Raw genomic sequence first — 22,634 nt, forward strand, 5'->3', positions numbered from 1 at the left:
TCTTAATGGTTTATTTTTCTAAAATACATTCAAAAATGATTATCAAGACAGCAGAGTTTGTAAAGAGTAGTGGAAAATGGCAGGAATGCCCTGAACCAAGTATTCCCGAATATGCTTTTATCGGAAGGTCGAACGTAGGAAAATCATCACTGATTAATGCCATGATGAATCATAAAGATTTGGCTAAAACTTCGGGAACTCCGGGGAAAACCCAGCTGATCAATCATTTTTTGGTAAATGAAAACTGGTACCTTACTGATTTACCAGGATATGGGTATGCAAAAGTTTCAAAAGTTCAGCGAAAGGATTTTGAAAAGCTGATCACCAATTATATTCTAAACAGAAGAAATCTGGTGAATCTATTTGTATTGGTAGATTCGAGACATAATCCGCAGAAAATCGACCTTGAATTTATCCAATGGTGTGGAGAGAGTGGGATTCCATTTTCAATTGTTTTCACAAAAGCGGATAAGCTAAAGCCAAATGTTGTGATCAAAAATGTTGAAGATTATAAAACCGAGCTTCATAAAAGCTGGGAAGATCTTCCTGAACTATATATTACTTCAGCGGAAAAGAAAGAGGGTGGAGATAAAATTCTTGATTTTATCCAAAAGACAAACGAGTTTTTAACAAATAATAATATAAGCTTCGATGAGTAATATGGTCTGGAAAATTAAAACATTTGATGAGTTTACGGTTCCTGAACTATATGCAGTACTGAAGGCGCGTATTGATGTTTTTGTTATTGAACAGAACTGTCCTTATCCTGATCTGGATAATTATGATCAGAAAGGAATTCATATCTGGGCGGAAGAAGACGGGCAGGTACTGGCTTACTGCCGTGTATTTGACAAGGGGATAAAATATGATGAAACTTCTTTCGGCCGGGTTCTAACGACAGAACAGGCGAGAGGAAAAAGTTTGGGAAAACAGCTGATACAATACGCTATAGAAACAATAGAAAACCGTTTTCATACTTCTGAAATCAAAATATCCGCACAGGATTATTTATTGAGATTTTACAGTGGTTTCGGATTTGAAGATACGGGCAAAAAATATCTTGAAGACGATATTCCGCATACGGAAATGATAAGAAAATAAGAAAAGCGAAGAATAAATTTCTTCGCTTTTTTTGATAATTAAATATAGATTGGATGTGCTTTTACTTTCCTGAGATCGCTTTTAAGATGATCGGCTCCAGATTGGAAGGAAGGTCGGCAGATTTGATCTGATACCTTTTGATTTTCATTTCTTTAAACCAATTTTGCCAATATTCTTTAATAACCGCTTCTTCAAAAGGATTTCCCTTTTCGGGATTGATTCCTAAAACGATGACTTCGAGATTACTAAGGTTTTCATTTGCTTTTACAAAGCCATAGCCGTTTTTTTCAATGGTATCTTTGAAGCCTGAGGTAGTTAGGTTGTTAGTTTTTACAAGTTTAGTTGTTAGATAGGACGTTTTGTGTGAGTTTTCCTTTTTTTCTTCAAACTTGGTGTTTTCATGGTACATATATCCATCCGTCAAAATGAACAGAATATTTCTTTTGTCTTGTTTTATACAATAATCATTGACTTTATTTTTAAAGAATTCCCAGATATCCGAGCCTACAAATTTTCCGTCTTTTATAGCTGACTGATAAATGTTTAAAGGTAATTCAGAATATTTTTTATCTACGGAATCGAAATAACTTTTGGGAATATCTTTATTAAAAGAAACTTTAAGCTCTTTTGTGAAATCATTTATCTTAGGGTCAGAAGGTTCCGGGTTGAAGAAAACCTGCATCTGATCATCGTAGGTGATGATTTTTTTGGATTTAATATGGTTTAAAAATCCTTTTTCAATAGCTTTAATATATTCTGCATCCCGTTGAAAATACTGCATTGTAGGATTGGGATTGGTTACGGGATCAATTCTGTCTGATAAATCAATTAAAATACTAAGATTAATATTATTAGAATCAACTGGCGGTGGACAATTTGTACAAGGCGGTGGAGGTGGTTCTTTACAGCAAGAAAGCAAAGAAATAATAAAAAATAAATAGAATACCTTTTTCATAATTTTTCAGTTATAAAGATGATAAATACACTAAATTCTGATTGTCGGAATTAGCACCTACGGTTTCTAAATTGGTATTGTAAGTAGCAATGCAGTCATCAATCAACGTTTGTTTTTCAGTTCTTGATACTGCTATTTTTTCACCGATAAAAGTGATCCAGCCCTGAACATATTCCGAAGCATACAATTTGTAATCTTTGGTCGGAATAATAACCCCGTCAATAATATTTTGAAGCTCTTCAATTCTTCCTCGTGTTTTGATAACGGTTTCTTTTATTGTTCCGATACTGGCAAGGATTTCTTCGATTTCTTTTTTCAAAAGATTGATCTTTTCCTGAAAGAATTCAATTCTTTTTTGTCTGATTTCCTGTTCGTTTTTAATCTTATCCTTTTCACGAAGTTCTTTCATGACAAAATCGAAAACTACACCCCAAATAATGTATACAATAAATCCGGCAAAAATAATTCCCCAAAACTGAATTTTAGTGAAAGCTATTTTGAGATCGAAAGGAGGAGAATCAAACGTTTTATTGAGTTCATATAATTTTGATTCAATTTCATAAGCTAGAATAGAATCAAAAACAAAGGTTACAATAAATAATAAACCTAATTTAATGTAATTGGCACTAGTTTTATTTTCATTAAACATGTGAATCAAAAATCCCAATCCTAGAAAGACAAATGGAATTAGGGTGACAAAAGCTCCTTCAATAGCTCCTTCATTCCAGGCTTTGCTGAAAGCTTGTGCATCTAAAACACTTTGAATAACCGTACTTTTTGCATCAAAGCTTTTAAAAAATGCAGAATATGAAGTTGAAATATAAAATGTCAATAAATATAAACTTATAGGGATTAAAAGAATAAAACCTATCCAGAATTTTGCAGATGCTCCTTTTGAAGCTTTTACATTATATTTTTCTGGGTTTCTGGGAAGGTCAAGGATTTCAGCTTTTAAATTTTCAATAGTATGTTGGTGACTTTTGACTTCAGAGTCTTTGGTTTTTAGCTGTTCATCTTTGGTCTCTTGTGAAACAAATAAAGCTTTGATCTCGGTTTCCCTATTTTTCTGTTCATTCACATATGCTTCTTTGAGCTTTTGTTGCTTTTCTACCATTTCCTTTTCTTCATTCTGAAATTTGGAATAAACAGCATCAAGACATATGGATAGGGTAGAATGATTTCCGTTGGTTCGTGAGCTATCTCTATACCCTGATTCATGATAAGTTCTTTTTCGGGTTTCTTCCAGAGATTCACCGTTCAGATTGTCATTATTTTGAGGAAGCGGTTCCGGTTTAGATTCTATCGGAACAGATTTGAGTTTAAATAAATTTTTTATACTTGTAGTGTCCATGATGAGTTAGTTTTTTAATTCATATAAAATTTCACTTTTGTTCTTTCCGATTCTTACGGCTTCAATGAGATAATCTACAATTGCCGTTACATTTTCTTCCAAAAATCCAAACATCACAACATATTTCTGCATCGTAGAATATTCATTGGGAGAAACAACTCCGTCTGCCCAGATCATGACTGTGAGATCATATAAATAATCTACTTTTTCTTCGATAGTTTGCGGAACTGATGATTTAAAATTGATCGGATTTAAAAGAATTTCATCTAAGTTTTTTGAGGGTATTCCTCTTTCTTCAGCGCATCTATAAAGCATTTTGAGCTCTAATGAACTGAAGTCGTCATCACAGATTGCCATTTGATACAATCTTAAGAAATGAGCTTTGAGATTTTCTGTTATTTGACTGTTTTCCATGGTGATTATTCTTCTTTTGTTTTTCTAGGATTGATTATTCTGTCTCTTGAAACAGTTCTTTGATGAATGGGCATTGAAGGTTCTGTGGTTTCTTCGGTAGTTTCTTCTTCCTTTTTTTGTCCTTTTCTTTCTATGAAATTGATCAGTAAGAACAGAATTCCCGTTATGGTATCAATGGGGATCCAAATACTTTTTCGATACAGATAAATGGGGAAAACAGGGTTGAAAAGAATAAGAATGATCAGAAAAATTATACTGAAATAGTGTTGTTTAAAGCTTAAAGTATTATATAAAACTAATAAAGCTCCGATGGAAATGAGAATTCTGAGGAAAGTATAATATTCTATAGGAAGTCTGAAAATACCGATGAAACAACATAACGCACAGAAGGTGAGAAATGGTTTCATAATGCTGTTTAAAATCCTGTTTTGAAATTATATTTACAATTGAAACGGTTTTCAGACATAAAAATAAGTACGAAGAAATCAAAAAAAGCAACTAATGCGGGAATGAAAGTCCAGCAAAATACCAGATAAAGTATTCCCATACCATTTTGACCTAAGTAAAATCTGTGAATGCCTAATCCTCCCAGGAAAAAAGCAAGTAATGCGGCGGTAGATTTTGATTTCATAATTTAAACTCTTGATAAAACTTCGTTCTTTTTTGTTTCAAATTCTTCAGGAGAAATTATTCCGTTCTCCTTTAGGTCTTTTAGCTTCTGCAATAATGCAAAAGGATCTTCATTTTCTATTAACAATGGCTTTTTCTCTTCCTGAAATTGTTGAGGTTGTGCGATGATAGGAGTAGCATTGTTCACAGTAACTCCTCCTGCTGATGCTCTCAAAGTTTCAAGATTTTTTTCTCTTCTCAGACCGCGCATTCTTTCTTCTACTTCCTGTGCAAACTGGTATAGTTTTCTGGCTTGGTTTTTAGGTAGATAATCCATCATATTGGTGAAACCGTTTGTTGTTCTCATGATAAACGTAGCGCCCACAATTCCTTCCTTGATGTGGCAATCAGCTATATCTACCCAGCTGTAATCCTGAAAATCCATTGATAAGCCGAAATTTTTAGGCCTACAGAAAATAATTCTTCTATTGGTTAGAGCAATACAATCTGGAGATAAATTGATTACAGGTTTTTTCTGAACAGCTATGTATTCTACAACTTCTTGTGAGGTAAGAAGACTGTTGATCCTTCCTAAAAGCTTTTCAACAGCCTGAGGATCCTGTTCCTCATTTAAAAAATTCTTTAAGTTCATACTATTTCGTTTTGATTATTTTACATCTTTATAATAAACATATCCTGTTTTTCCACTTGATTTGACTTGTACTTTGTACCACGAGCCTTCTTTGGAAAGTTGAATTAGCTTGGCTTTTTTAGGCACCGTTGCTATTATTTTAGATTTTAGAGAGGGTTTCTCGTAAATATTTGTTGCTTCTATTCCTGCAATGTATCTGTTGTTGGAATTAATATTGAAATTAACTTCATCAATAAATACTTTTGGTGGTTTACTTGATTTTGTTTTGGAGGATTTATAAGAATCAGAAGGTTTGTATTTTCCAGACTTACTTTTTTTACCAGAACTGCCAGATGATGAGCTTCTTCCGGAAGATCCGCCTCCACAAACGCCACAGGTTCCACCACCACTGCAGTGCGCACATCTTGAACAGTTGGAACAAGCCGTGCAATAGGAAGAACCTGTACATCTTCCACCATGTTCTACATTGTCATTGGCCTTCAGACAAGAATTTAAAAAAAATAAACTGAAGGTCAATATAATGAAAGGTACTAGCTTTTTCATGGTTAATTGTAGTTTTCCAGGGTCTGATGAAGCTGATTCCTGTAATTATAAATTTCATCGAGAGTGTTCAATAAAATCTTTTCTCCTGCCTCTTTTCCGTTATGGAAAGTTTCTAAATATTTATTAGCTGTATTAAAGTGTAGTCTGCAAATCGGCTTTCTATTGTTATCATCCAACAAAACTCCGAAATATGAAAGGGTATCTCTGTAAGCAATTCTGGAAGAAGGAATCTTTTCTCTCAGAATCGCTTTTATAATTTGAAAACCTTCCAACTCTTCTTCAGTTGTTACAATCTTAGAATCATTATTCTCATCAACGGGTTGTGATGTTTTTATATCGTCTTCTCTTTTTTCTATTTGTTCATTAATGCTTAATGCAGATTTTAATCGAAAGCTGATAGATTCATTAATAGAAGTCGTTAAAGCTTTTTTAGCATATTCTTTAAAGGAAAGCATTCTGTTGGCTGTTAAAGGCTTTTCAAAGAAACGGTTCACCAATAGTTTTACCAATTCATCAGATGGGTTTTCTATCTCTTTTTCGAATTCTTTTCTGATGGCCTTGATATACTTTAATGCTTCTGCAGAATCAAGGATACTCTCCAGATTATAATCTTTCTTCGTGAAGCTTTCCAGAATTTTAATGGAACTGTCTTTTAAATCCTCAATATTAATGGTGAAGAATGGTTTTTCATCCATAATATTAGGTTTCTCAAGATCTGTATAAAAGTTATATACTATACCATTGGTCAAAACACCAAATCTCGTTTTCGAAACATGATAATATCTGTGTAGCTGCGAATTGTGAGCATCTGCACTTTCTTTCCAATGTTTACATTCGATAATGAAGATGGGTTCATCGTTATTTTTGATAACATAATCAACTTTTTCTCCTTTTTTCGTCCCAATGTCGCAAATGTATTCAGGGACAACTTCCGTGGGATTGAAAATATCATAACCCAGAATTTGTATGAAAGGCATTACAAAGGCATTTTTTGTAGCTTCTTCTGTTCCTATCTGTTCCTTCAGTCCAATTACTTTCTGATGTAACTGATCAAGTTTAATTTTGAGATCCATAGTATTATTTTTTTAAAGTTTCGTCAACGATTTCTGCCGTTGGAGCATTTGATTTTACGGATGCAATACCATTTTCCAGTCCGGATTTTGAACTGTACATTTGACTGTTCCCAATGATTTCTCCGTTTCTTGCTTTTAACACGAAATAATCTTTTCCGTTTTTAGCCACTCTTTTGTCGTATCTCGAAAGGTCTTGTGAATTTATTTTTACAGATTCAATTCCTTTTTGACAAGATGCTTTCTGGACATATCCTTCGCTCGTTAAAATAATTTCGCCATTTCCGGCTTTCAGATTAAACTGATACTCGTTGTTGATTCTTTGTGTGATGATAAATTTTCCCATGATTACTATTTTAACTTGTGTGACATTCGTTAGAACACGTTTTGCAGCCATTCGCTTTCGAATAATCTCTTTTTGCTTCTCTTACTGCATCTTTACAAGACGAAAACTGACCTAAATATTTTCTGTTATCAATGCTCGGGAGATATATACAGTTTTCATGATGTACTTCATGGTCTCCATTTGCTTGAGCTTTTTTGTTTACATAGTACTTTTTCATAATAAAAATTGTTTATTGTTTTAACATTCCAAAAATATGAGCATTAAATTCTGGTTCATTACGGAAAACCGTAAAATGGGCAAAAAATAAAAAAACCTTTCAAAAAATTTGAAAGGTTGTATGTGAAATGAAATGTTTTTATATAATCCCAATATCCTTGCAGAAAGCCACCAGCTGCTCATTGCTATTTATTTGCAGGTCTTCTTTCAGACTGTTTAATCTTTTTTCCACACTGCTGAGGCTGGCCGGTTTAATATTTCTCTCTTCGAGATGTATAGGGATATTTTTCTGTAAGACTCCTTTAGAAAGGAGGGAAACAAGAGTAATGTCAAACGTAGAAAACTCGTAGCTATTGAACTTTTTCATATCCTGTTTCAGATCAAAAGATAAATAGTCTTCGCCAATGTATACAGAGGTAATTGACTTTTTTAAGTCTTTTGAATCGTTTCTGGCTTTACGAACATAACCGTTAATTTGATAATCTGAAAAAAGATTTTCTATTACCCCCGTTTTATGTTCCGCCGAAAATACAATGACTTTAAGGTTGGGTTGTATCTCTTTTGCTTTTCTGATGAGGTCTTTTCCATCTTTAAGATTCTGTTCATGATGATCCTCCTCATAATAAAGATCTGTAATCAACAAGTCATAGGGGTTTTCTTCCCGTAACGCTTTCTGTATTTTTCCTATGGCATCATCACAATAGTATACATAATCTACGTTGGGAATGTTCAGTTCTTCAAGGGTTTTCTGAACGGAAATATTGATGCTTTCATGGTCTTCGGCAATTAAAACTTTTTTGAACATGGTTATACGATTTAATTAAAAAAAATAGGTTAAGACCTCAAAAGTATATTCATTTATTTTTTCATCATTACGTGATCCCGTAAATAAAGCGAAAAAATAACCTTTTCATCAGATTTGATCAGATGAGGCCAATATCTTTACAGGTTACGATCATCTCAATATTGTTTTTTGCGCCAAGACTGTCACGGAGTTCATTCAATCTTTTTTCAATAGATCTGATGCCGTAAGGTGCCATTCGGTGTTCTTTCAAATAGGTACTTATTTCACTTTGTTTGTGTCCTTTAGCAAGCAGCTCAATTAATTTCATATCATACACATCAAATTCAGAAGAAATATGACGCATTGTATTGATAACTTCCTGAGGAATTACAATCTCTCCATTAAAGATTTTCCGTATTGTGCTTTTCAGGTCTTGCCCATCACGTCTTGCCTTGCTTACAAATCCATCAACTTTATATGTTTTGTAAAGATCATCAATTATTTTGGCTTTCTTTTCTACAGAAAATACGACTGTTTTTAACTCAGGCTGAACCTTTTTTGCCTCATAAATAAGCTCCTGCCCGGAACGAAGCTGCTGAGGAATATGATCTTTTTCAAACGACAGATCAGCAATAAGAAGATCATAAGGGCTTTTCTTTTCTAAAGCTGTTTTTATCCTGCTTAAAGCTTCGTCACAATACATTACGTAATCAAAATCAGGGATATTTAATTCCTTTATCGTATTCAGGATTCCCTGGTTCATTATTTCCTGGTCTTCAACGATTAAAACTTTTTTGAACATGGGTATAGGATTAGGAAGCCGGAAATGAAAGATTTACTTTCAGCCCTTTTTCAATTTTTGTGTCAAAAGTAATCGTTCCGTTAATCGTTTCTATGCGGGATGCCGTATTGCGCAGTCCATTTTTGTAAATAAGATCTCCGGAAATTCCTATTCCATTGTCTTTGTATTGAATTTCAAGAAGGTTGTTTATTTTTTCAAACTTCACGGCCACATGGCTGGCATGGCTGTGCTTTTTCATATTCACCATTAGTTCGCGAATCATTTGATAAACTTCCTCTTTAGCTGTAGAAGAAATAGGTTCCCAAATTGCAGGGCTATTTCCTGCTGTAAATGTTTTTACTGTTTCACTATTGAAGGAGGCAATAAGTTCTGAAATTACTTTACTGAACTCTTTTTCTTCGCCAATTTTATCATAGGATATATCCCTTGATTTTTCATACACAAATTCCAGTTCGTCAAGTGCTTTATCCCGGTCAAAATCTTCTTGGTTTTCAATCTTTGCCATCACCTGATAAATCCCATTGGCAACTACATCATGAACCTTTTTAGACATCTTGAGCTGGGTGTTTTTTATTTCGATTTCTTTTTCTTGTTGAAGCTTTTTTTGTCTTTTCTTATATAAAATGATAATAATGATTAGTAGAGCAACAAGTAACCCTGAAATAAAATATTGCCATAATAGCTGAACTTCCTTCTCAATCTTTTCACCCTTTAATCTTTGGTTTTCTATCTCTTTCTTTTCACCATCATATTTTATATAAGCAAATCTGTTTCTATTGTCATTTTTATAGCTTTGAATACTGTCTGATAGATGTTTGTATTGTTTAAAGTTTTTAATAGCATTAGAAGGATTGTCAACTAATGATATTTTTTCTATTGCTTCAAGTCTATCGTCAGGGCTTTTTATTTTTTCAGCTGTATTAAGCATTTGCAATGCATAATATAAAGAGCTTTTAGGATTGCTATCCTGATTTATTTCAGCTAGATGAGAATAGCTAGAATTTGCTCCCCAATTGTCATTGTTTTTTAACTTGAGTTTTAGGAGGTCTTCAAATTCTGATTGGGCAGGGTAATTTTTATCTTGAAGCCATTGAGTATATACAATATTTTCTTTTATCCTGTTTTTTAGATTGATATTATTTACCTTTTTAAGGTCTATACTTTGTAGTGTTTTTAAAGCCTCTGAATATTTCTTTTGTCTATATTCAGCCGCTCCTTTATTATTAAGCATATCAAATTTATCCTTTTGAGACGTATTTTTTTCAGAAAGGCCTTTAGCGTACCATTCTTCCGAAGAAGCATATTCTTTTTGGGCATATTTTATCTCTCCAAGAGTACTATATGCAGAATAAAGACTTTCATCTCCTTTTTTCATAAAAGTTAGTGCATCTACTAAGGTAGCTTCTGCTCCAAATATATCACCAGTATATTTTTGAGCTATGGCTTGGCATATCAAACTTTTAGAAATATTAGAAGAATCTCTTGTTTTATAATAATAATTTAAAGCTTCCTGAAACTTTTTATAAGCTTCAACATTATCTTTGAGGAGAAGATTGATTCCCTCATCATATAATTTATCTGCTTCTGGAGCATTATGAATTGCTGTTTTCTTTTCACAAGAAATAAAAAATAACAGAATAAAAAATAGATATCGTATCATCTCACTAAAATAAAAAAAACCGCTCTAATAAAGAACGGTTTGTTTTTCTATTTTTTAGGTGGTAGAACAGGGCCTGTATCTCCTCCCGTGTCACTTCCCCCTGTCTCTCCTGTATCTGAAGACTCTCCTTGAGATTGTGTTGTTACAGTTGTTGGGTTATTATCACTGGTTGTTGTTGCGTTGGCAGTATTGTTTGAGAATGCTAATCCGAATAGCATCAATATAATTTCGATCATTTTTCAAAAAATTTATTGTTAAAGCATTCGTATTCTTCCCTGCGAAGCAGATCGCAGATAGTGTTATACGTTTAAAAAAATTGAAGCGCTTCTAAATTTTTTGGGAAGTGAACCTTCAAAAACGGAGGAGAAACATCTGCTTCCCAACCCGGAGTTTTCCTCCGTTTTATCTGGTGATTTTTGAAATCAGAGTTTTGATTTTTTGTTTATTTTTTTAGTATCTCACTGATCTCTGATGCAAAGATGCAGCAGAAAGGAAGGTAAGGGTGAGAAAGTTTTTGGAAAGTTTTTGGAAAGTTTATTTATTTGATTATTACGGGTTTCCGCATTTTTTCCTACTTTTTTTTTCCTACTTTGGTCCAATAATAGTCACAGTTATGTCTAAATTTTTACCACAGAAGAAAAAGCTATTGGAGGAAGTTTATGAAAAAGGAACACAAGAAGCTGTAGAAACTTCATTTACAGGAATTGCAAAACATATTGAAAGATCTTTAAAAGATGATTATAACATCACATTAACTTATAAGTCTTTTGAAACATACTATAAATCAATTGTTGAGAATGAAGAAGATTATAATATAAAAAGAGCAATATTAGATGACCTTTGCAAGTATATTGATTATGATAGCTTTTTGAATTATTGCTTAGAATGGAAGACGATAGAATATGCAATTAATCATACTGTTTCTAAAATAGTTATTAATATTACCAATAAACCGGTAATTACTTGGCCATCTGCAGTTAAAAATGGTTTTGGAATTGCAGAATTTGCATTTATATTTCTTCTTCTTACAGGAAGTGTTGCTTTTTCTAATAGCAAAAAAGATATTTCTGGTTTTGGAAATGTAGTTAGGGGAATAATAGGAGGAAAGTTGGATATTGATAAAAAATATATGTATTGGAACGGGGAAAGATATATTGCAACAGATGAAAATTTTATTGGGCCAACTTATCAAAGTATAGCAATGGATAAGGATTTGTTTAATCATTTTAAGAAGATTACAAGACCTGATACATTAACCCTTGGAAATTCCTCAAGAAAGGTATGGTGTTCTAAATATAATAATGAGGTTAATTTTTTTACAATGGACGGAGTTAATCCAGACAATAATAAAGAATTAAAACTGGCAACTGATCATATGATTAATACTTATGGTAAAGGAAAGTGATTTCCTTCACAATTATTTAAAATTCAATTAAAATAACTCCCTCGCTATTCCTGTAATTTCGTCTTATTTTAAGATGAATAAAATAATATTTTCCTGTTTCATTTTTATAGCTGCGTTTCTATCGGCACAGAAACCTGTTAAGATAGCATTTCTTTCTGATGTTCATTTCCAGGATCTCTACGGGAATTTTTCGGATCATGATTTTAAAGGAATTATAAATCCTAAAACAGGAAAGCGTACTATTCTGAGAACGATGGATTCTCAACTGCATTCTACAAGGATTTTCAATGAGAATTATTTTGCTTTTCTCAAGGCGCTGGATGATATTGCGGCAAAAGGAATTAAAATTGTAGCCATGCCCGGCGATTTTTCAGATGACGGGCAGGCTTATAATCTTCGCGGACTGCATGCTATTTTAGGACAGTATCATCAGAAATATGGAATTCGTTTTTATTTGACAACAGGGAATCATGATCCGGTAGGGCCTTTCAGAAATGAAGGGGGAAAAGATGATTTTCTTGGAAAGGATGGAAAAGCGATGGGGATTTACAGTAATGGAAATGTCGGAAAATCAGCGAATAAAGTGATCACAAAAGATATTGCCGAATCCGGGTATCTTGAAATTTTAAATGAATTGAAAGATTTCGGTTTCTATCCTAAAGCAGAGGATTTGTACTGGAGTACCCCTTTTGATCATGATTCTTTTAATAACTATACGTATAAAAAAGCGTTAGAGTCGGCGGATTATCATCAAAGAATGTATGAAGTTGCCAAAGGCTTTTCTGTTCCGGATTTAAGTTATGTTGTTGAACCTGTGAAAGATGTTTGGATGATTGCAATTGACGGTAATACCTACATCCCTAAAAATATCAATGAAAGTTCTGGAAATGTTTCCAACTATAAAGGAGCAAGCATTGGCTATAATAATGTATTGACGAACAAACAGCATTTAATCCAATGGGTAAAACAACTGGCTGTTGAAGCAAAGAAAAACAATAAAACCCTGATTGCATTTACCCATTACCCTATGATTGATTTCAATGATGGAGCAACGCAGGAGATTAAAAGTTTGTTAGGTGATAAAAAGTGGCAATTGGAACGTGTTCCTCAGGAAGAAGTAGCAAAAGTATTTGCTGAAGCAGGTTTACAGATTCATTTTGCAGGTCATATGCATATTAATGATACAGGAATCAGAAGGGAAGGAGATAACATTTTAGTGAATGTTCAGGTACCATCATTGGCGGCCTATCTGCCTGCATATAAAATTCTGACCATTCAATCTCCTGATAAAATGGAAGTGACCACCGAAGTTTTAAATGAAGTTCCCCGTTTCGATGAATTGTTTCCTTTGTATGAAAAAGAATATGAGGCTTTGCAAAGCAGCACAGGTAAAATACTATGGAATAAGGATATTCTAAAGACAAAATCCTATCACGATTTCATGCTCTTTCATTTAAAAGAACTGGTTCGTCTGCGGATGATTCCGGATGACTGGCCAAAAGATTTTATTGAAAAAACTAAAAATTTAAATGGAGAAGATCTTTTGTTATTCGTTCAAAATAAAAATCAACTAAAAGAAAAAAGAATCACTTCTGAAGACTTTAAAAAATGGTCTTTTGATGATCTGTTGCTGGATCTGTACAAATTTCAATCGGCTGATGAACTCGCAGAAAAGGATATTTCTGAGGAAAAACTTAGGCAGTACCTGTTATTGGAAAGATTGTACAAGGAACACGACTCGAAAGATGACCCATTTGTTCAGCAGTTGAAATCTGTTTTTAAAATTCTTTCCCTGCTTTCCCATGGAGATCCTTCAGATCATTTTGAAATAGATTTGAAGAGGAAAGAAATAAGAAAGCTATAAGTCATATTGCTCTGTAAAGATTCGGTTTATGCCAGTAGAATGTTTGTGGTCATTCGTAAAAAGTATTAGTATTATTCATGTTTAAAATTAAAATGCTTCTACTCCGTTCAGCGTGACATTGCTAATACTAACTGCTTTAAAATATTTTGCGGTGATTAAATACAAGAAATTGCATTCTATTTTCCTGTGTTATTTGTGAAAAATATTAGCGTCATTAGTGTTTAAAAAACAGAAAGGCTGCCCATTCAGACAGCCTCCTCAATTATAAATCTAATAGCAAAACAGGACTATTTTCCTGTTAAAGGATTCTTTCTTTCATAAGAGTTGTTGTCAAAACTTACCTTATAATTGGATTTGAATAATTGGCTGGGATAATAATAATCTGTTGTAATGATCTGCGCTCCACTTTCTTTGGCTTTCTCAAACCTTGAATAGTCTTCACTTCGTGCTTCCATAGTATCAGCATCGGCTCTGGTACGGATGATGTATCCTTTTTTAACCAGATCTTTTATGGCTGCAGCATCTTTCTGAGGTTCATTCATGAATAAAACAGCAGATTCGGGAGTCCCCGGAATAGAGTTCGTGAAAATCATTCTGCCCTTCAGAGAAGGATGATCTTTACTATACAAATCTCTGTTTTCCCCATTATTATCCATTACAAAAAGGAATTTTCCCTTTACGTCTTTTACTTTTGGCCAGTTTTTGTTTAAAACAGCTTCGTTCAGAGTTTTGTAAGAACCGCGAATATCATCGGGAGCGATTATTTTATCTTTTCCCAGAAACTTTTTCAATTCATTGTCTAGATCGTCAAGAAGTTTTGGAGTATAATGTTCCGGCTCTGTTCCAAACTGATTGGCTTTTCCATCTTTAGGTTCAAGGGTTATAAAAACCGGATCGTGATCAGGATGTTTGTCCGACCATTTTTTCAGGTCCTTCAGGCAGTCTTCTAATGTATAATACCAGGTTTGATAATCAATATCTGTAATATGAATCATCTTATAACCCGGTTTTTTCATTTTACCTTCCGGATCAAAAGGTTCTGTAGTCTTTACCAGATCCAGAATTTTCGGATGAGCATACTTTCCTCCTTTGCTGTCGGCATATACGTCAATTTCGAGATTTCTAAGCCCCAGATCCAACTGCTGAGGAATAGGGATATGCTCATACTGAATTCTTGGTAAAAGTTTCAGAGTATCTTTTTGAAATAAATAGCTGTACACTGCAGGAAGAATTGCTTTTTTATAAGAGTTGTGAGATCCAATCACCTGAATTTCATTAATCTTTAAATCCTCGAGAGGATGAGATTGTGACCAATAAAGGTGGAAAGAAGATAAAAACATGCTAAGAAGAACAGCCTTTTTCATTTCGATACATTTTACATGCGAAATTAATCAAGCTGTACAGTAATGATTTATATATTATGTTAAGTAATTTTTAAAATTTTGTAAATATTGGAAAAATAGGGGATTATAAATATTTGATATTTAGTCTGTTTACATTATCCCAAATTGAGATATTTATATTTTGTTGACTTTAAGATAATATTATGTTAAAATAGAATTGTGGTAGATCCTTTTACTTTGTATGCCGAAATAAAAACTAACCGTTGCTTGAAAAAAAAACCACTGTTGCGGGAACAACAGCGGCTTTTAAATAAGCAATGTAACGTCTTGCAATTACTTTACTTATTGATATGTACCACAAAATTAATTTTTTTAAGTTTAAAAAGCTAATTCCGATTGCATTAATTTTTTTGGTGGCGAGCCAAGCTGATGCTAAAGGATTTACTTCAAACTATCCTGTGTTTTCGCAGGTAAACGAAACCATTTCCGGAACCATAACGGATCAGAAAGGAGCGGCCATTGAAGGCGCCAAAGTCACGGTGGTAGAAACCGGAGATACAGCTTCTACCGATGCTTCAGGAAAATTTACCATTTCGGCCAATATCGGGCAGACCTTGTCTATTTCTTATGAAGGATACGGCATCCAGATGGTGAAAATCTCAAGTACTTCGGTTTCCATACAATTAGAACCCCAAAAAGGATCTACTTCCATTGAAGAAGTTACCCTGGTAGGATATGGTTCTCAGAAGAAGTCAGACTTAACGGGAGCAGTAAGCCAGCTGAAAGCCGAGAATTTCAAAGAAGGAATGAACATTTCCGTTGACAACCTGATGCAGGGAAAAATCGCAGGTGTTCGTATCGTTCAGTCGAGTGGAGAACCAGGAGCTGGGGTGAATGTTTCCATCAGAGGTATCGGTTCCATCCGAAGCGGAAGTACTCCTTTATTCGTTGTAGATGGAGTTCCTTTGAGCAACGATGCTGTAAGTGCTACAGGTCCGAATATTGGTTTGGGAAATGCTCAGGCAAAAAACCCGTTAAACTTCTTAAATACGAGTGATATTGAATCCATCACTGTTTTAAAAGATGCTTCTGCCGCAGCCATCTACGGTGCAAGAGGTTCCAACGGTGTTGTTTTAGTAACAACAAAAAGAGGAAGAAAAGGAGAGCCATTGTTTACGTATGATACGTATTTAGGTTTTTCTTCAGTCATTAAAAAATTAGACCTGATGAGTGCTGATGAATACAGATCAGCAGGAATCAACAAGTTATACGACCACGGAGGAAATACAGACTGGCAGGATGAAATATTCAGAAATGCAGTGTCTTCCAACCACTCAGTATCATTTTCAAAATCTACGGAAACCGGAAATTACTTTGCATCCATTTCTCACATGGATCAGGACGGGATTATTCTGAATAGTGGTTTCAAAAGAACAACAGCCCGTTTGAATGCAGAAGAGTCTTTCTTTGACAATAAAAGATTAAAGGTTAAACTCAACCTTACGGCGAGTGACATTAAAGAAACCGGAATCCCGAACGGAGCTAATGCAGGTTCTGATGGTCAGGTGATTATCCATGCTTTGATGGCGAATCCTACACGTTCTGTATATGATGAGAACGGAAACTTTACCAACTTCAATATGAATGCTCATTACAATCCATTGTATCTATTGAGCGTTTACAATGATAAAACCAATACATTCAGAGTATTAGGGAACACAGAAGCCACATTGAGAATCTTACCGGGCTTGAATTATAAGTTCAATTTAGGAATTGACAAAACGATGTCTGAAAGAAATACCACGATGTATCCTAATATTACAGACAGAACTCCGAAAGGAATGTACGTTCAGGCTAATCTTGATTCTTATAATGTACTTTTGGAACATTATTTAACCTATGATCTTAGTTTAAATAAACACAACTTCAGCTTGTTAGGTGGTTTTTCATATCAGAAATTCAAAACTACAGGGACGTATTTCGGAGTAAAAAATATTGCGAATCAGGGAGCAGGAATTTCTCCGGAAATTAATCCCGGATATTCCGGAGAAGCCTTTATTCCGGCTGCGGGATATGCTCAGGAAAACGAACTGCAATCTTATTTCGGAAGGGTAAATTATAATTTTGATAAAAAATATTTATTAACAGCTTCATTGAGAGCCGATGGGTCTACCCGTTTCGGTCAAAACAATAAATACGGATATTTCCCTTCTGTCGCAGTGGGCTGGACAATTTCTAATGAAAATTTTCTGAAAGATTCTCAAATCATTAATGAATTAAAATTAAGAGGTAGCTGGGGACAAACCGGTAACCAGGAAGTTCCAAACAAGATCACTCAGGCGAGTTCTTCACTGTCGCCATCAGGAGGATATTATTTGTATGATAATTTGAACCTGATCAATGGAGTAGTAATTAACAGAACCCCTAATCCTGATCTGAAATGGGAAGTTGTGGAACAGACCAATATTGGAGCAGACTTCAGCTTATGGAGAAACAAATTGTACGGATCATTGGAATACTATAACAAAACAACGAGAGATCCAATCCTGAATATTCCTTCCAGACCATTAAGCCCTACAAGCACGGTGTGGAAAAATGTTGATGCAAAGATTGTCAATAAAGGTTTTGAATTCTCTTTAGGCTCAGAAATCATCAAAACTGAAAATTTCACATGGAACTTTGATGTCAACGGAGCTACAGTTAATAACGTAGTGAAAGACCTTCCAGTTTCAGCGATCTATTCAGGGGAAGTTTCAGGACCTGGGCTTTCCGGAGTGACAGCCAATATTTACAAGAATGGCTATGAAGCAGGATCTTTCTACATGTTGAATTATCTGGGAGTAGATGCCAACGGAAAATATATCTATGAAGACGTAAATGGTGATGGAAGAATTGATCAGAATGACAGAAAGATCTTTGAAGGAGCGATTCCGAACTTCACTTTTGGAATCAATTCTTATATGAAATACAAGAAGTTTGATTTCTCATTCTCTTTCATCGGACAAACGGGCGGTTACCTTGTGAATAATACTGCATTGGATCTAAATATCAACAACTTAGCTTCAGATAGAAACGTGTTGAAAAACTTCTACGAATCAGGAGCCAACTTCACCAACCAGCCTCAATTATCATCCCTTTATCTTGAAAAGTCAGATTTTATCAGATTAAATAACGTAAAATTAGGATACACCTTTGATACCAGCCAGCTGAAGTTTTTGAGAAGTATCAATCTTTATGTAAGCGCACAAAATCTGTTTACCCTTACAAGCTATTCAGGGTATGATCCTTTGGTGGATACCAACAAACAGGTGAGTGGAAACCAGTCTCTGGGAATTGATTACACCACATATCCATCTGCAAAGACTTTCATTTTGGGAGCTACTGTTAAATTTTAATTGAAAAGAAATCATGAAATCTAAATTTTTAAATATTAATAAAATTGTATTATCCATTGCTGTATTTTCTTTAATGGGATGCACTAATCTGGATGAAAAAGTGATCGATGAGGTACTGGGTTCTGAAACGGCAGATCCTGAAGCGGCTCTTTCTGCTGCATACAGCCAGCTGGGAGACGGAACTTTTGTAGATCACGGAAACGTTTTTGCTCTGCAGGAATATTCTACTGATGAGGCATTATTACCTACAAGAGGAAGTGACTGGGGTGATGGTGGAAAATGGAGAGCGATGCACGAATTCTCATGGGATGCAAGCAGTGACGTAGTAAAAACGACCTGGAACTCCCTGAATTTTGGTATTACAAAGTCTTTGACAGCTATTTCAAGTATTGAAAAAAGCAACAGTACAAACCGGGCTTTATTTTTAGCAGAAGCAAAAGGATTACTGGCTTATTATACGTATACAACGATTGATCTTTTCGGACAGGCTCCTTACAGAGATCCCAATAATATTAATGCTCCTATTCAGATCAGAAAAGCAGAAACTACCATTGATGCTCTGATTACTGAAGTAGAAGGGCTTATTCCTAATCTGGCAGATATTAAAACACAGAATACTCACGCTGGAAGATTTACTAAACAGGCAGCTTATGCATTTCTGGCAGATATGTACCTTAACAGGGCTGTTTTGAAGAATAAAACGGCAGGATCTTTCAACTTTCTGGAGCAGGCTGTGAGTGGTTCTGGAACAGATATGGATAAAGTAATTGAATATTCGAATTTGTTGATCAACAATCCGAACTTCAGTCTGGAGTCTAACTATTTCCACAATTTTGATATCAATAATGATACAAGTAAGGAAATGATCTTCTCTATTGTTCAGAAGAAAAATACAGACAAAACTTCAGATAATGACCTTGCGTACATGTCTATGGAAAGAATCCAGAAACCTTCCCCAGATAACAGAGGAACCAACGCGTCGTGTATCACCCCGGAATTCTATTATTCCTGGAACGGAAATCATGATGATCCGCGTTTTCAAAGATCTTACCAGTATGCAGACGGAACCTGGTTCAGAAATGACGGAACAGATGTAAGTGTGCCTTCATCCAGCAAAGTAGAAGGAACAGGAAAACCTTGGTTTCATTTCAACAGAGGGTTGCAGGTGGGACAGCAATATGGTCCTAAGCTTCTTGCAGACGGAAACTTTGATATGACATCAGACGGAAGAATTAAAGTCTACAAGTTATTTACAGAAAAAAATACCACTCTTGCTGCAGACTTTACTCCTGAACTGAATTTTGATAACCCTTCTGAATCTGTATTTACACAGGCTCAGATTAACCGAGGGGTAAGAAATTTCAAATTTGAATTCGATCCAGGATATGGAAACAATGGAACCAGCGGAATGGATGTGCCCTTGTACAGATTAGGAACCATCTACATGATGAGGGCGGAAGCTTACTTAAGAAGTGGAAATATGTCGGGGGCTTTAGCAGATGTGAATAAACTGAGAACAAGCCGAACGAATGATGCTTTAAAGAACAATACGCCGGGAGTTGCTCTTGCTTCTTTAGATCAGAATACCCTTTTTAAAGAATCAGGATATGAATTGTATTGGGAAATGTACAGAAGAAAGGCGATGATCCGATTTGGGAAATTTGATTTGCCGGGAACAGCAAAACCAGCTTCTCAGCCTTACAGAAGGATTTTTCCTATTCCTCAGGCAACTATTGATGCCTCAAAAGATTTTACACAGAATCCAGGATATTAGTTTCTTTTTATAAACAATTATTTTTGCGTCAAACAAGAAGCGAAGAGATTTCCTCTTCGCTTCTGTTATTTTTATATGGGTTTAAAAATATCCTGCTAAAATTCTGATAATGATATTAAACATCAATAGGAACGGGCTTTAGCCCGTTGAACACAATGTCTGCCATTCATTCGGCTTTAGCCGAAACTTAAAATATCACGTTTTATTCTGCATTCAACATTCCCAATTCTCCGAAATGCTTTTTAAACTTCTGAATTTTAGGCCCTACAACAGCACTGCAATAAGGCTGTGTCGGGTTTTCATTATAATATCCCTGATGATATTGTTCTGCAGCCCAGAATTTATCGAATTTCGTTAATTCTGTCACGTAAGTTCCTGCCCATCTTCCTGATTCCTGAGACACTTTGATCGCTTCTTCAGCTTTTGCTTTCTCAGCATCGTCTTTATAATAAATTACAGAACGGTATTGAGTTCCGATATCATTCCCCTGTCTGTTAAGCTGAGTAGGATCATGAAGGAAGAAAAATACATCCATCAACTGTTCATAAGAAATAACAGCAGGATCATAAGTGATCTGTACCACTTCTGCATGTCCTGTTTCTCCTGTACAAACTTCCTGATATGTCGGATTATCTTTATGTCCTCCAGAATATCCTGAAATAGCAGACTTTACTCCTTTCAGCATGTTGAAACAGCTTTCTACACACCAGAAGCATCCGCCACCGAAAGTAATCTGGTCTAAATTATTGTTATCCATTTTTGGTAATTATATTGTTGTGTTATCTTTTCCAGATCCGGAAAAAGCTGATCAAAAATAGGAAAAAGTTTTTCATTTGAACACCGTTTTACTTCTTAAACTTAAATTACGGTGATAGATGTGACAAATCATTTTTAACACAAATAGCACCAATGCTTTCACAAATAACACTAGGAAAATAGCATGCAATTTCTCGCATTTAATCTCTGAAATGTCTTTTAAAGCAGTTAGTATTAGCAGTGTCATGCTGAGCATGGTAGAAGCATCTCAATTATGATGAATAATATTCACCTATTTTAATTTTAAACACAAATAACACTAGGAAAATAGCATGCAATTTCTCGCATTTAATCTCTGAAAAGTTTTTAAAGCAGTTAGTATTAGCAGTGTCATGCTGAGCATGGTCGAAGCATCTCAATTATGATGAATAATATTCACCCATTTTAATTTTAAACACAAATAACACCAATGTTTTCACAAATGAACACAAAAAAATGCAACATAATCATCTGTGCAATCTGCGGGAAAAAAAGAAAGCACCCTAAAAAGGATGCTCTATATTATTAAAAAAGTGTTCAGTTATTTTTCCCAAACCAAAGCACTGGCTCCAAGAATAGCAGCATCTGCTTCGTCAAGTTCACTGAAAACCAGTTTCACTTTATTTCTGAAAATTGGAAGAAGATTTCTTTCCATATGAAGTTTAGCCGGCTTTAAAATAAAATCTCCAGCTTTAATTACCCCTCCGAAAAGAAGAATAGCTTCAGGAGAAGAAAACATTACAAAATTAGCTAATGCTTCACCTAGTTTCTGACCTGTGTATCTGAAAACCTCAATAGCAATCGGGTCTTCCTTGATAGCACATTCGTATACTGTTTTAGAATTGATTTCGTCTTCAGGGTATTGGTTCAGCATAGATTCCGGGAACTCAGCTCTCATTTTCTTTGCCGTAATGGTAATTCCTGTAGCAGAAGCATAGGCCTCCAGACTTCCTTCAGAACCAGTACTCCAGTGCTTTCTTCCGCCTGGTTTTACAATTGTATGTCCTAATTCTCCGGCAAATCCGTCGTGTCCATAGATTAAGCTTCCGTTAGCGATAATTCCACTTCCTACTCCTGTTCCCAGGGTAATCATGATGAAATCCTTCATTCCTCTAGCTGCTCCGAAAAGCATTTCTCCAAGTGCTGCAGCATTCGCATCATTGGTCACTGTACAAGGAAGTCCGAATTTCGCTGTCATCAACTCAGTGAAAGGAATTACTCCTTTCCACGGAAGGTTTGGAGCCAGTTCTATGGTTCCTTTGTAATAATTGGCGTTCGGCGCGCCTACCCCGATTCCGTCAAAGTGCGCTTCTGTACCATACTTTTCCATCATTGGACGAACATGTTCATATAAAGCATCAATGAAATCTTCTACTTTATCGTAAGCATCAGTTCTAAGATTTCCTTTATCCAGAACTTCTCCACGATGGTTTACGATTCCGAATTTAGTATTGGTTCCGCCGATGTCAACTCCAAGGGCAACTTGTTTTGATAAATCTATTAATGACATTTCTATTATTAAATTCTAGGGGCTAAAATTATAAAAAAGATTGTA

23 protein-coding genes are annotated in these 22,634 nt (G+C 34.9%); 6 read left to right on the top strand and 17 right to left on the bottom strand.

All coding sequences use genetic code 11. From position 1 onward, the window contains the following. Positions 1–35: 35 nt before the first annotated feature. Together yihA and ACM6F9_RS14720 are read left to right on the top strand one after the other, a co-directional pair. Positions 36–659, top strand: a complete 624-nt coding sequence (yihA, locus tag ACM6F9_RS14715; protein WP_105702231.1) for a ribosome biogenesis GTP-binding protein YihA/YsxC — start codon at positions 36–38, stop codon at positions 657–659. Beyond that, the gene (locus ACM6F9_RS14720; protein WP_414846396.1) at positions 652–1,101 is read left to right on the top strand and encodes a GNAT family N-acetyltransferase; all 450 of its coding nucleotides are present in this window, start codon (positions 652–654) and stop codon (positions 1,099–1,101) included. The genes yihA and ACM6F9_RS14720 overlap by 8 nt, the downstream gene beginning before the upstream one ends. A gap of 61 nt (positions 1,102–1,162) precedes the next feature. On the opposite strand, the gene ACM6F9_RS14725 is transcribed toward ACM6F9_RS14720, so the two are convergent. From ACM6F9_RS14725 to ACM6F9_RS14790, 14 genes are all read right to left on the bottom strand, one after another. Further along, positions 1,163–2,056, bottom strand: coding sequence for a hypothetical protein (locus ACM6F9_RS14725; RefSeq protein ID WP_414846397.1), 894 nt, complete (start codon positions 2,054–2,056; stop codon positions 1,163–1,165). A gap of 10 nt (positions 2,057–2,066) precedes the next feature. Then, on the bottom strand, positions 2,067–3,407 hold the full coding sequence (locus ACM6F9_RS14730) for a beta-carotene 15,15'-monooxygenase (RefSeq protein WP_414846398.1): 1,341 nt from the start codon (positions 3,405–3,407) through the stop codon (positions 2,067–2,069). A gap of 6 nt (positions 3,408–3,413) precedes the next feature. Further along, positions 3,414–3,821 (bottom strand): hypothetical protein, encoded by a 408-nt coding sequence (locus tag ACM6F9_RS14735; protein ID WP_414846399.1) that lies wholly within the window; start codon positions 3,819–3,821, stop codon positions 3,414–3,416. 5 nt (positions 3,822–3,826) lie between these two features. Next, entirely contained in the window at positions 3,827–4,228 is a 402-nt protein-coding gene (locus ACM6F9_RS14740; RefSeq protein WP_414846400.1) for a DUF6804 family protein, read from the bottom strand. Positions 4,229–4,236: 8 nt separating this feature from the next. After that, positions 4,237–4,452 (bottom strand): TM2 domain-containing protein, encoded by a 216-nt coding sequence (locus ACM6F9_RS14745; RefSeq protein ID WP_414846401.1) that lies wholly within the window; start codon positions 4,450–4,452, stop codon positions 4,237–4,239. 3 nt (positions 4,453–4,455) lie between these two features. Then, complete coding sequence (locus ACM6F9_RS14750) at positions 4,456–5,082, bottom strand: PH domain-containing protein (protein WP_414846402.1); 627 nt, start codon at positions 5,080–5,082, stop codon at positions 4,456–4,458. 15 nt (positions 5,083–5,097) lie between these two features. Next, positions 5,098–5,625: an SH3 domain-containing protein gene (locus tag ACM6F9_RS14755; protein WP_414846403.1), complete on the bottom strand. Its 528-nt coding sequence runs from the start codon at positions 5,623–5,625 to the stop codon at positions 5,098–5,100. A gap of 2 nt (positions 5,626–5,627) precedes the next feature. Beyond that, positions 5,628–6,698, bottom strand: coding sequence for a type I restriction endonuclease (locus ACM6F9_RS14760; RefSeq protein ID WP_414846404.1), 1,071 nt, complete (start codon positions 6,696–6,698; stop codon positions 5,628–5,630). Positions 6,699–6,702: 4 nt separating this feature from the next. Further along, complete coding sequence (locus tag ACM6F9_RS14765; protein WP_414846405.1) at positions 6,703–7,041, bottom strand: YegP family protein; 339 nt, start codon at positions 7,039–7,041, stop codon at positions 6,703–6,705. Between the two features lie 10 nt (positions 7,042–7,051). Further along, entirely contained in the window at positions 7,052–7,258 is a 207-nt protein-coding gene (locus ACM6F9_RS14770) for a hypothetical protein (RefSeq protein WP_047426254.1), read from the bottom strand. Positions 7,259–7,396: 138 nt separating this feature from the next. After that, positions 7,397–8,062, bottom strand: a complete 666-nt coding sequence (locus tag ACM6F9_RS14775; protein WP_414846406.1) for a response regulator — start codon at positions 8,060–8,062, stop codon at positions 7,397–7,399. Positions 8,063–8,180: 118 nt separating this feature from the next. After that, positions 8,181–8,843 (bottom strand): DUF5932 domain-containing protein, encoded by a 663-nt coding sequence (locus ACM6F9_RS14780; RefSeq protein WP_414846407.1) that lies wholly within the window; start codon positions 8,841–8,843, stop codon positions 8,181–8,183. A gap of 10 nt (positions 8,844–8,853) precedes the next feature. Next, positions 8,854–10,503: an ATP-binding protein gene (locus ACM6F9_RS14785; RefSeq protein WP_414846408.1), complete on the bottom strand. Its 1,650-nt coding sequence runs from the start codon at positions 10,501–10,503 to the stop codon at positions 8,854–8,856. Between the two features lie 47 nt (positions 10,504–10,550). Beyond that, positions 10,551–10,739: a hypothetical protein gene (locus ACM6F9_RS14790; RefSeq protein WP_414846409.1), complete on the bottom strand. Its 189-nt coding sequence runs from the start codon at positions 10,737–10,739 to the stop codon at positions 10,551–10,553. Positions 10,740–11,116: 377 nt separating this feature from the next. Here ACM6F9_RS14790 and ACM6F9_RS14795 point away from each other — a divergent pair, with 377 nt between their 5' ends. Together ACM6F9_RS14795 and ACM6F9_RS14800 are read left to right on the top strand one after the other, a co-directional pair. Continuing rightward, positions 11,117–11,908 (top strand): hypothetical protein, encoded by a 792-nt coding sequence (locus tag ACM6F9_RS14795; RefSeq protein ID WP_414846410.1) that lies wholly within the window; start codon positions 11,117–11,119, stop codon positions 11,906–11,908. 73 nt (positions 11,909–11,981) lie between these two features. Then, complete coding sequence (locus ACM6F9_RS14800; protein WP_414846411.1) at positions 11,982–13,772, top strand: metallophosphoesterase family protein; 1,791 nt, start codon at positions 11,982–11,984, stop codon at positions 13,770–13,772. 287 nt (positions 13,773–14,059) lie between these two features. Here ACM6F9_RS14800 and ACM6F9_RS14805 read toward each other — a convergent pair whose 3' ends face one another. Continuing rightward, positions 14,060–15,136, bottom strand: coding sequence for a phosphatidylinositol-specific phospholipase C1-like protein (locus ACM6F9_RS14805; protein ID WP_414846412.1), 1,077 nt, complete (start codon positions 15,134–15,136; stop codon positions 14,060–14,062). Between the two features lie 329 nt (positions 15,137–15,465). Here ACM6F9_RS14805 and ACM6F9_RS14810 point away from each other — a divergent pair, with 329 nt between their 5' ends. Continuing rightward, a complete protein-coding gene (locus ACM6F9_RS14810; RefSeq protein WP_414846413.1) occupies positions 15,466–18,510 on the top strand; it encodes a SusC/RagA family TonB-linked outer membrane protein in 3,045 nt (1,014 codons plus the stop codon). Positions 18,511–18,523: 13 nt separating this feature from the next. Continuing rightward, positions 18,524–20,284: a RagB/SusD family nutrient uptake outer membrane protein gene (locus tag ACM6F9_RS14815; RefSeq protein ID WP_414846414.1), complete on the top strand. Its 1,761-nt coding sequence runs from the start codon at positions 18,524–18,526 to the stop codon at positions 20,282–20,284. 202 nt (positions 20,285–20,486) lie between these two features. Here the strand turns inward: ACM6F9_RS14815 and msrA are convergent, their stop codons facing one another. Together msrA and ACM6F9_RS14825 are read right to left on the bottom strand one after the other, a co-directional pair. Next, positions 20,487–21,041, bottom strand: a complete 555-nt coding sequence (gene msrA, locus ACM6F9_RS14820) for a peptide-methionine (S)-S-oxide reductase MsrA (RefSeq protein WP_414846415.1) — start codon at positions 21,039–21,041, stop codon at positions 20,487–20,489. 579 nt (positions 21,042–21,620) lie between these two features. After that, the gene (locus tag ACM6F9_RS14825; RefSeq protein WP_414846416.1) at positions 21,621–22,589 is read right to left on the bottom strand and encodes an ROK family protein; all 969 of its coding nucleotides are present in this window, start codon (positions 22,587–22,589) and stop codon (positions 21,621–21,623) included. Positions 22,590–22,634 lie beyond the last annotated feature (45 nt).

Source organism: Chryseobacterium sp. IT-36CA2 (assembly GCF_949767875.1).
In the GTDB taxonomy this organism is placed as follows: domain Bacteria; phylum Bacteroidota; class Bacteroidia; order Flavobacteriales; family Weeksellaceae; genus Chryseobacterium.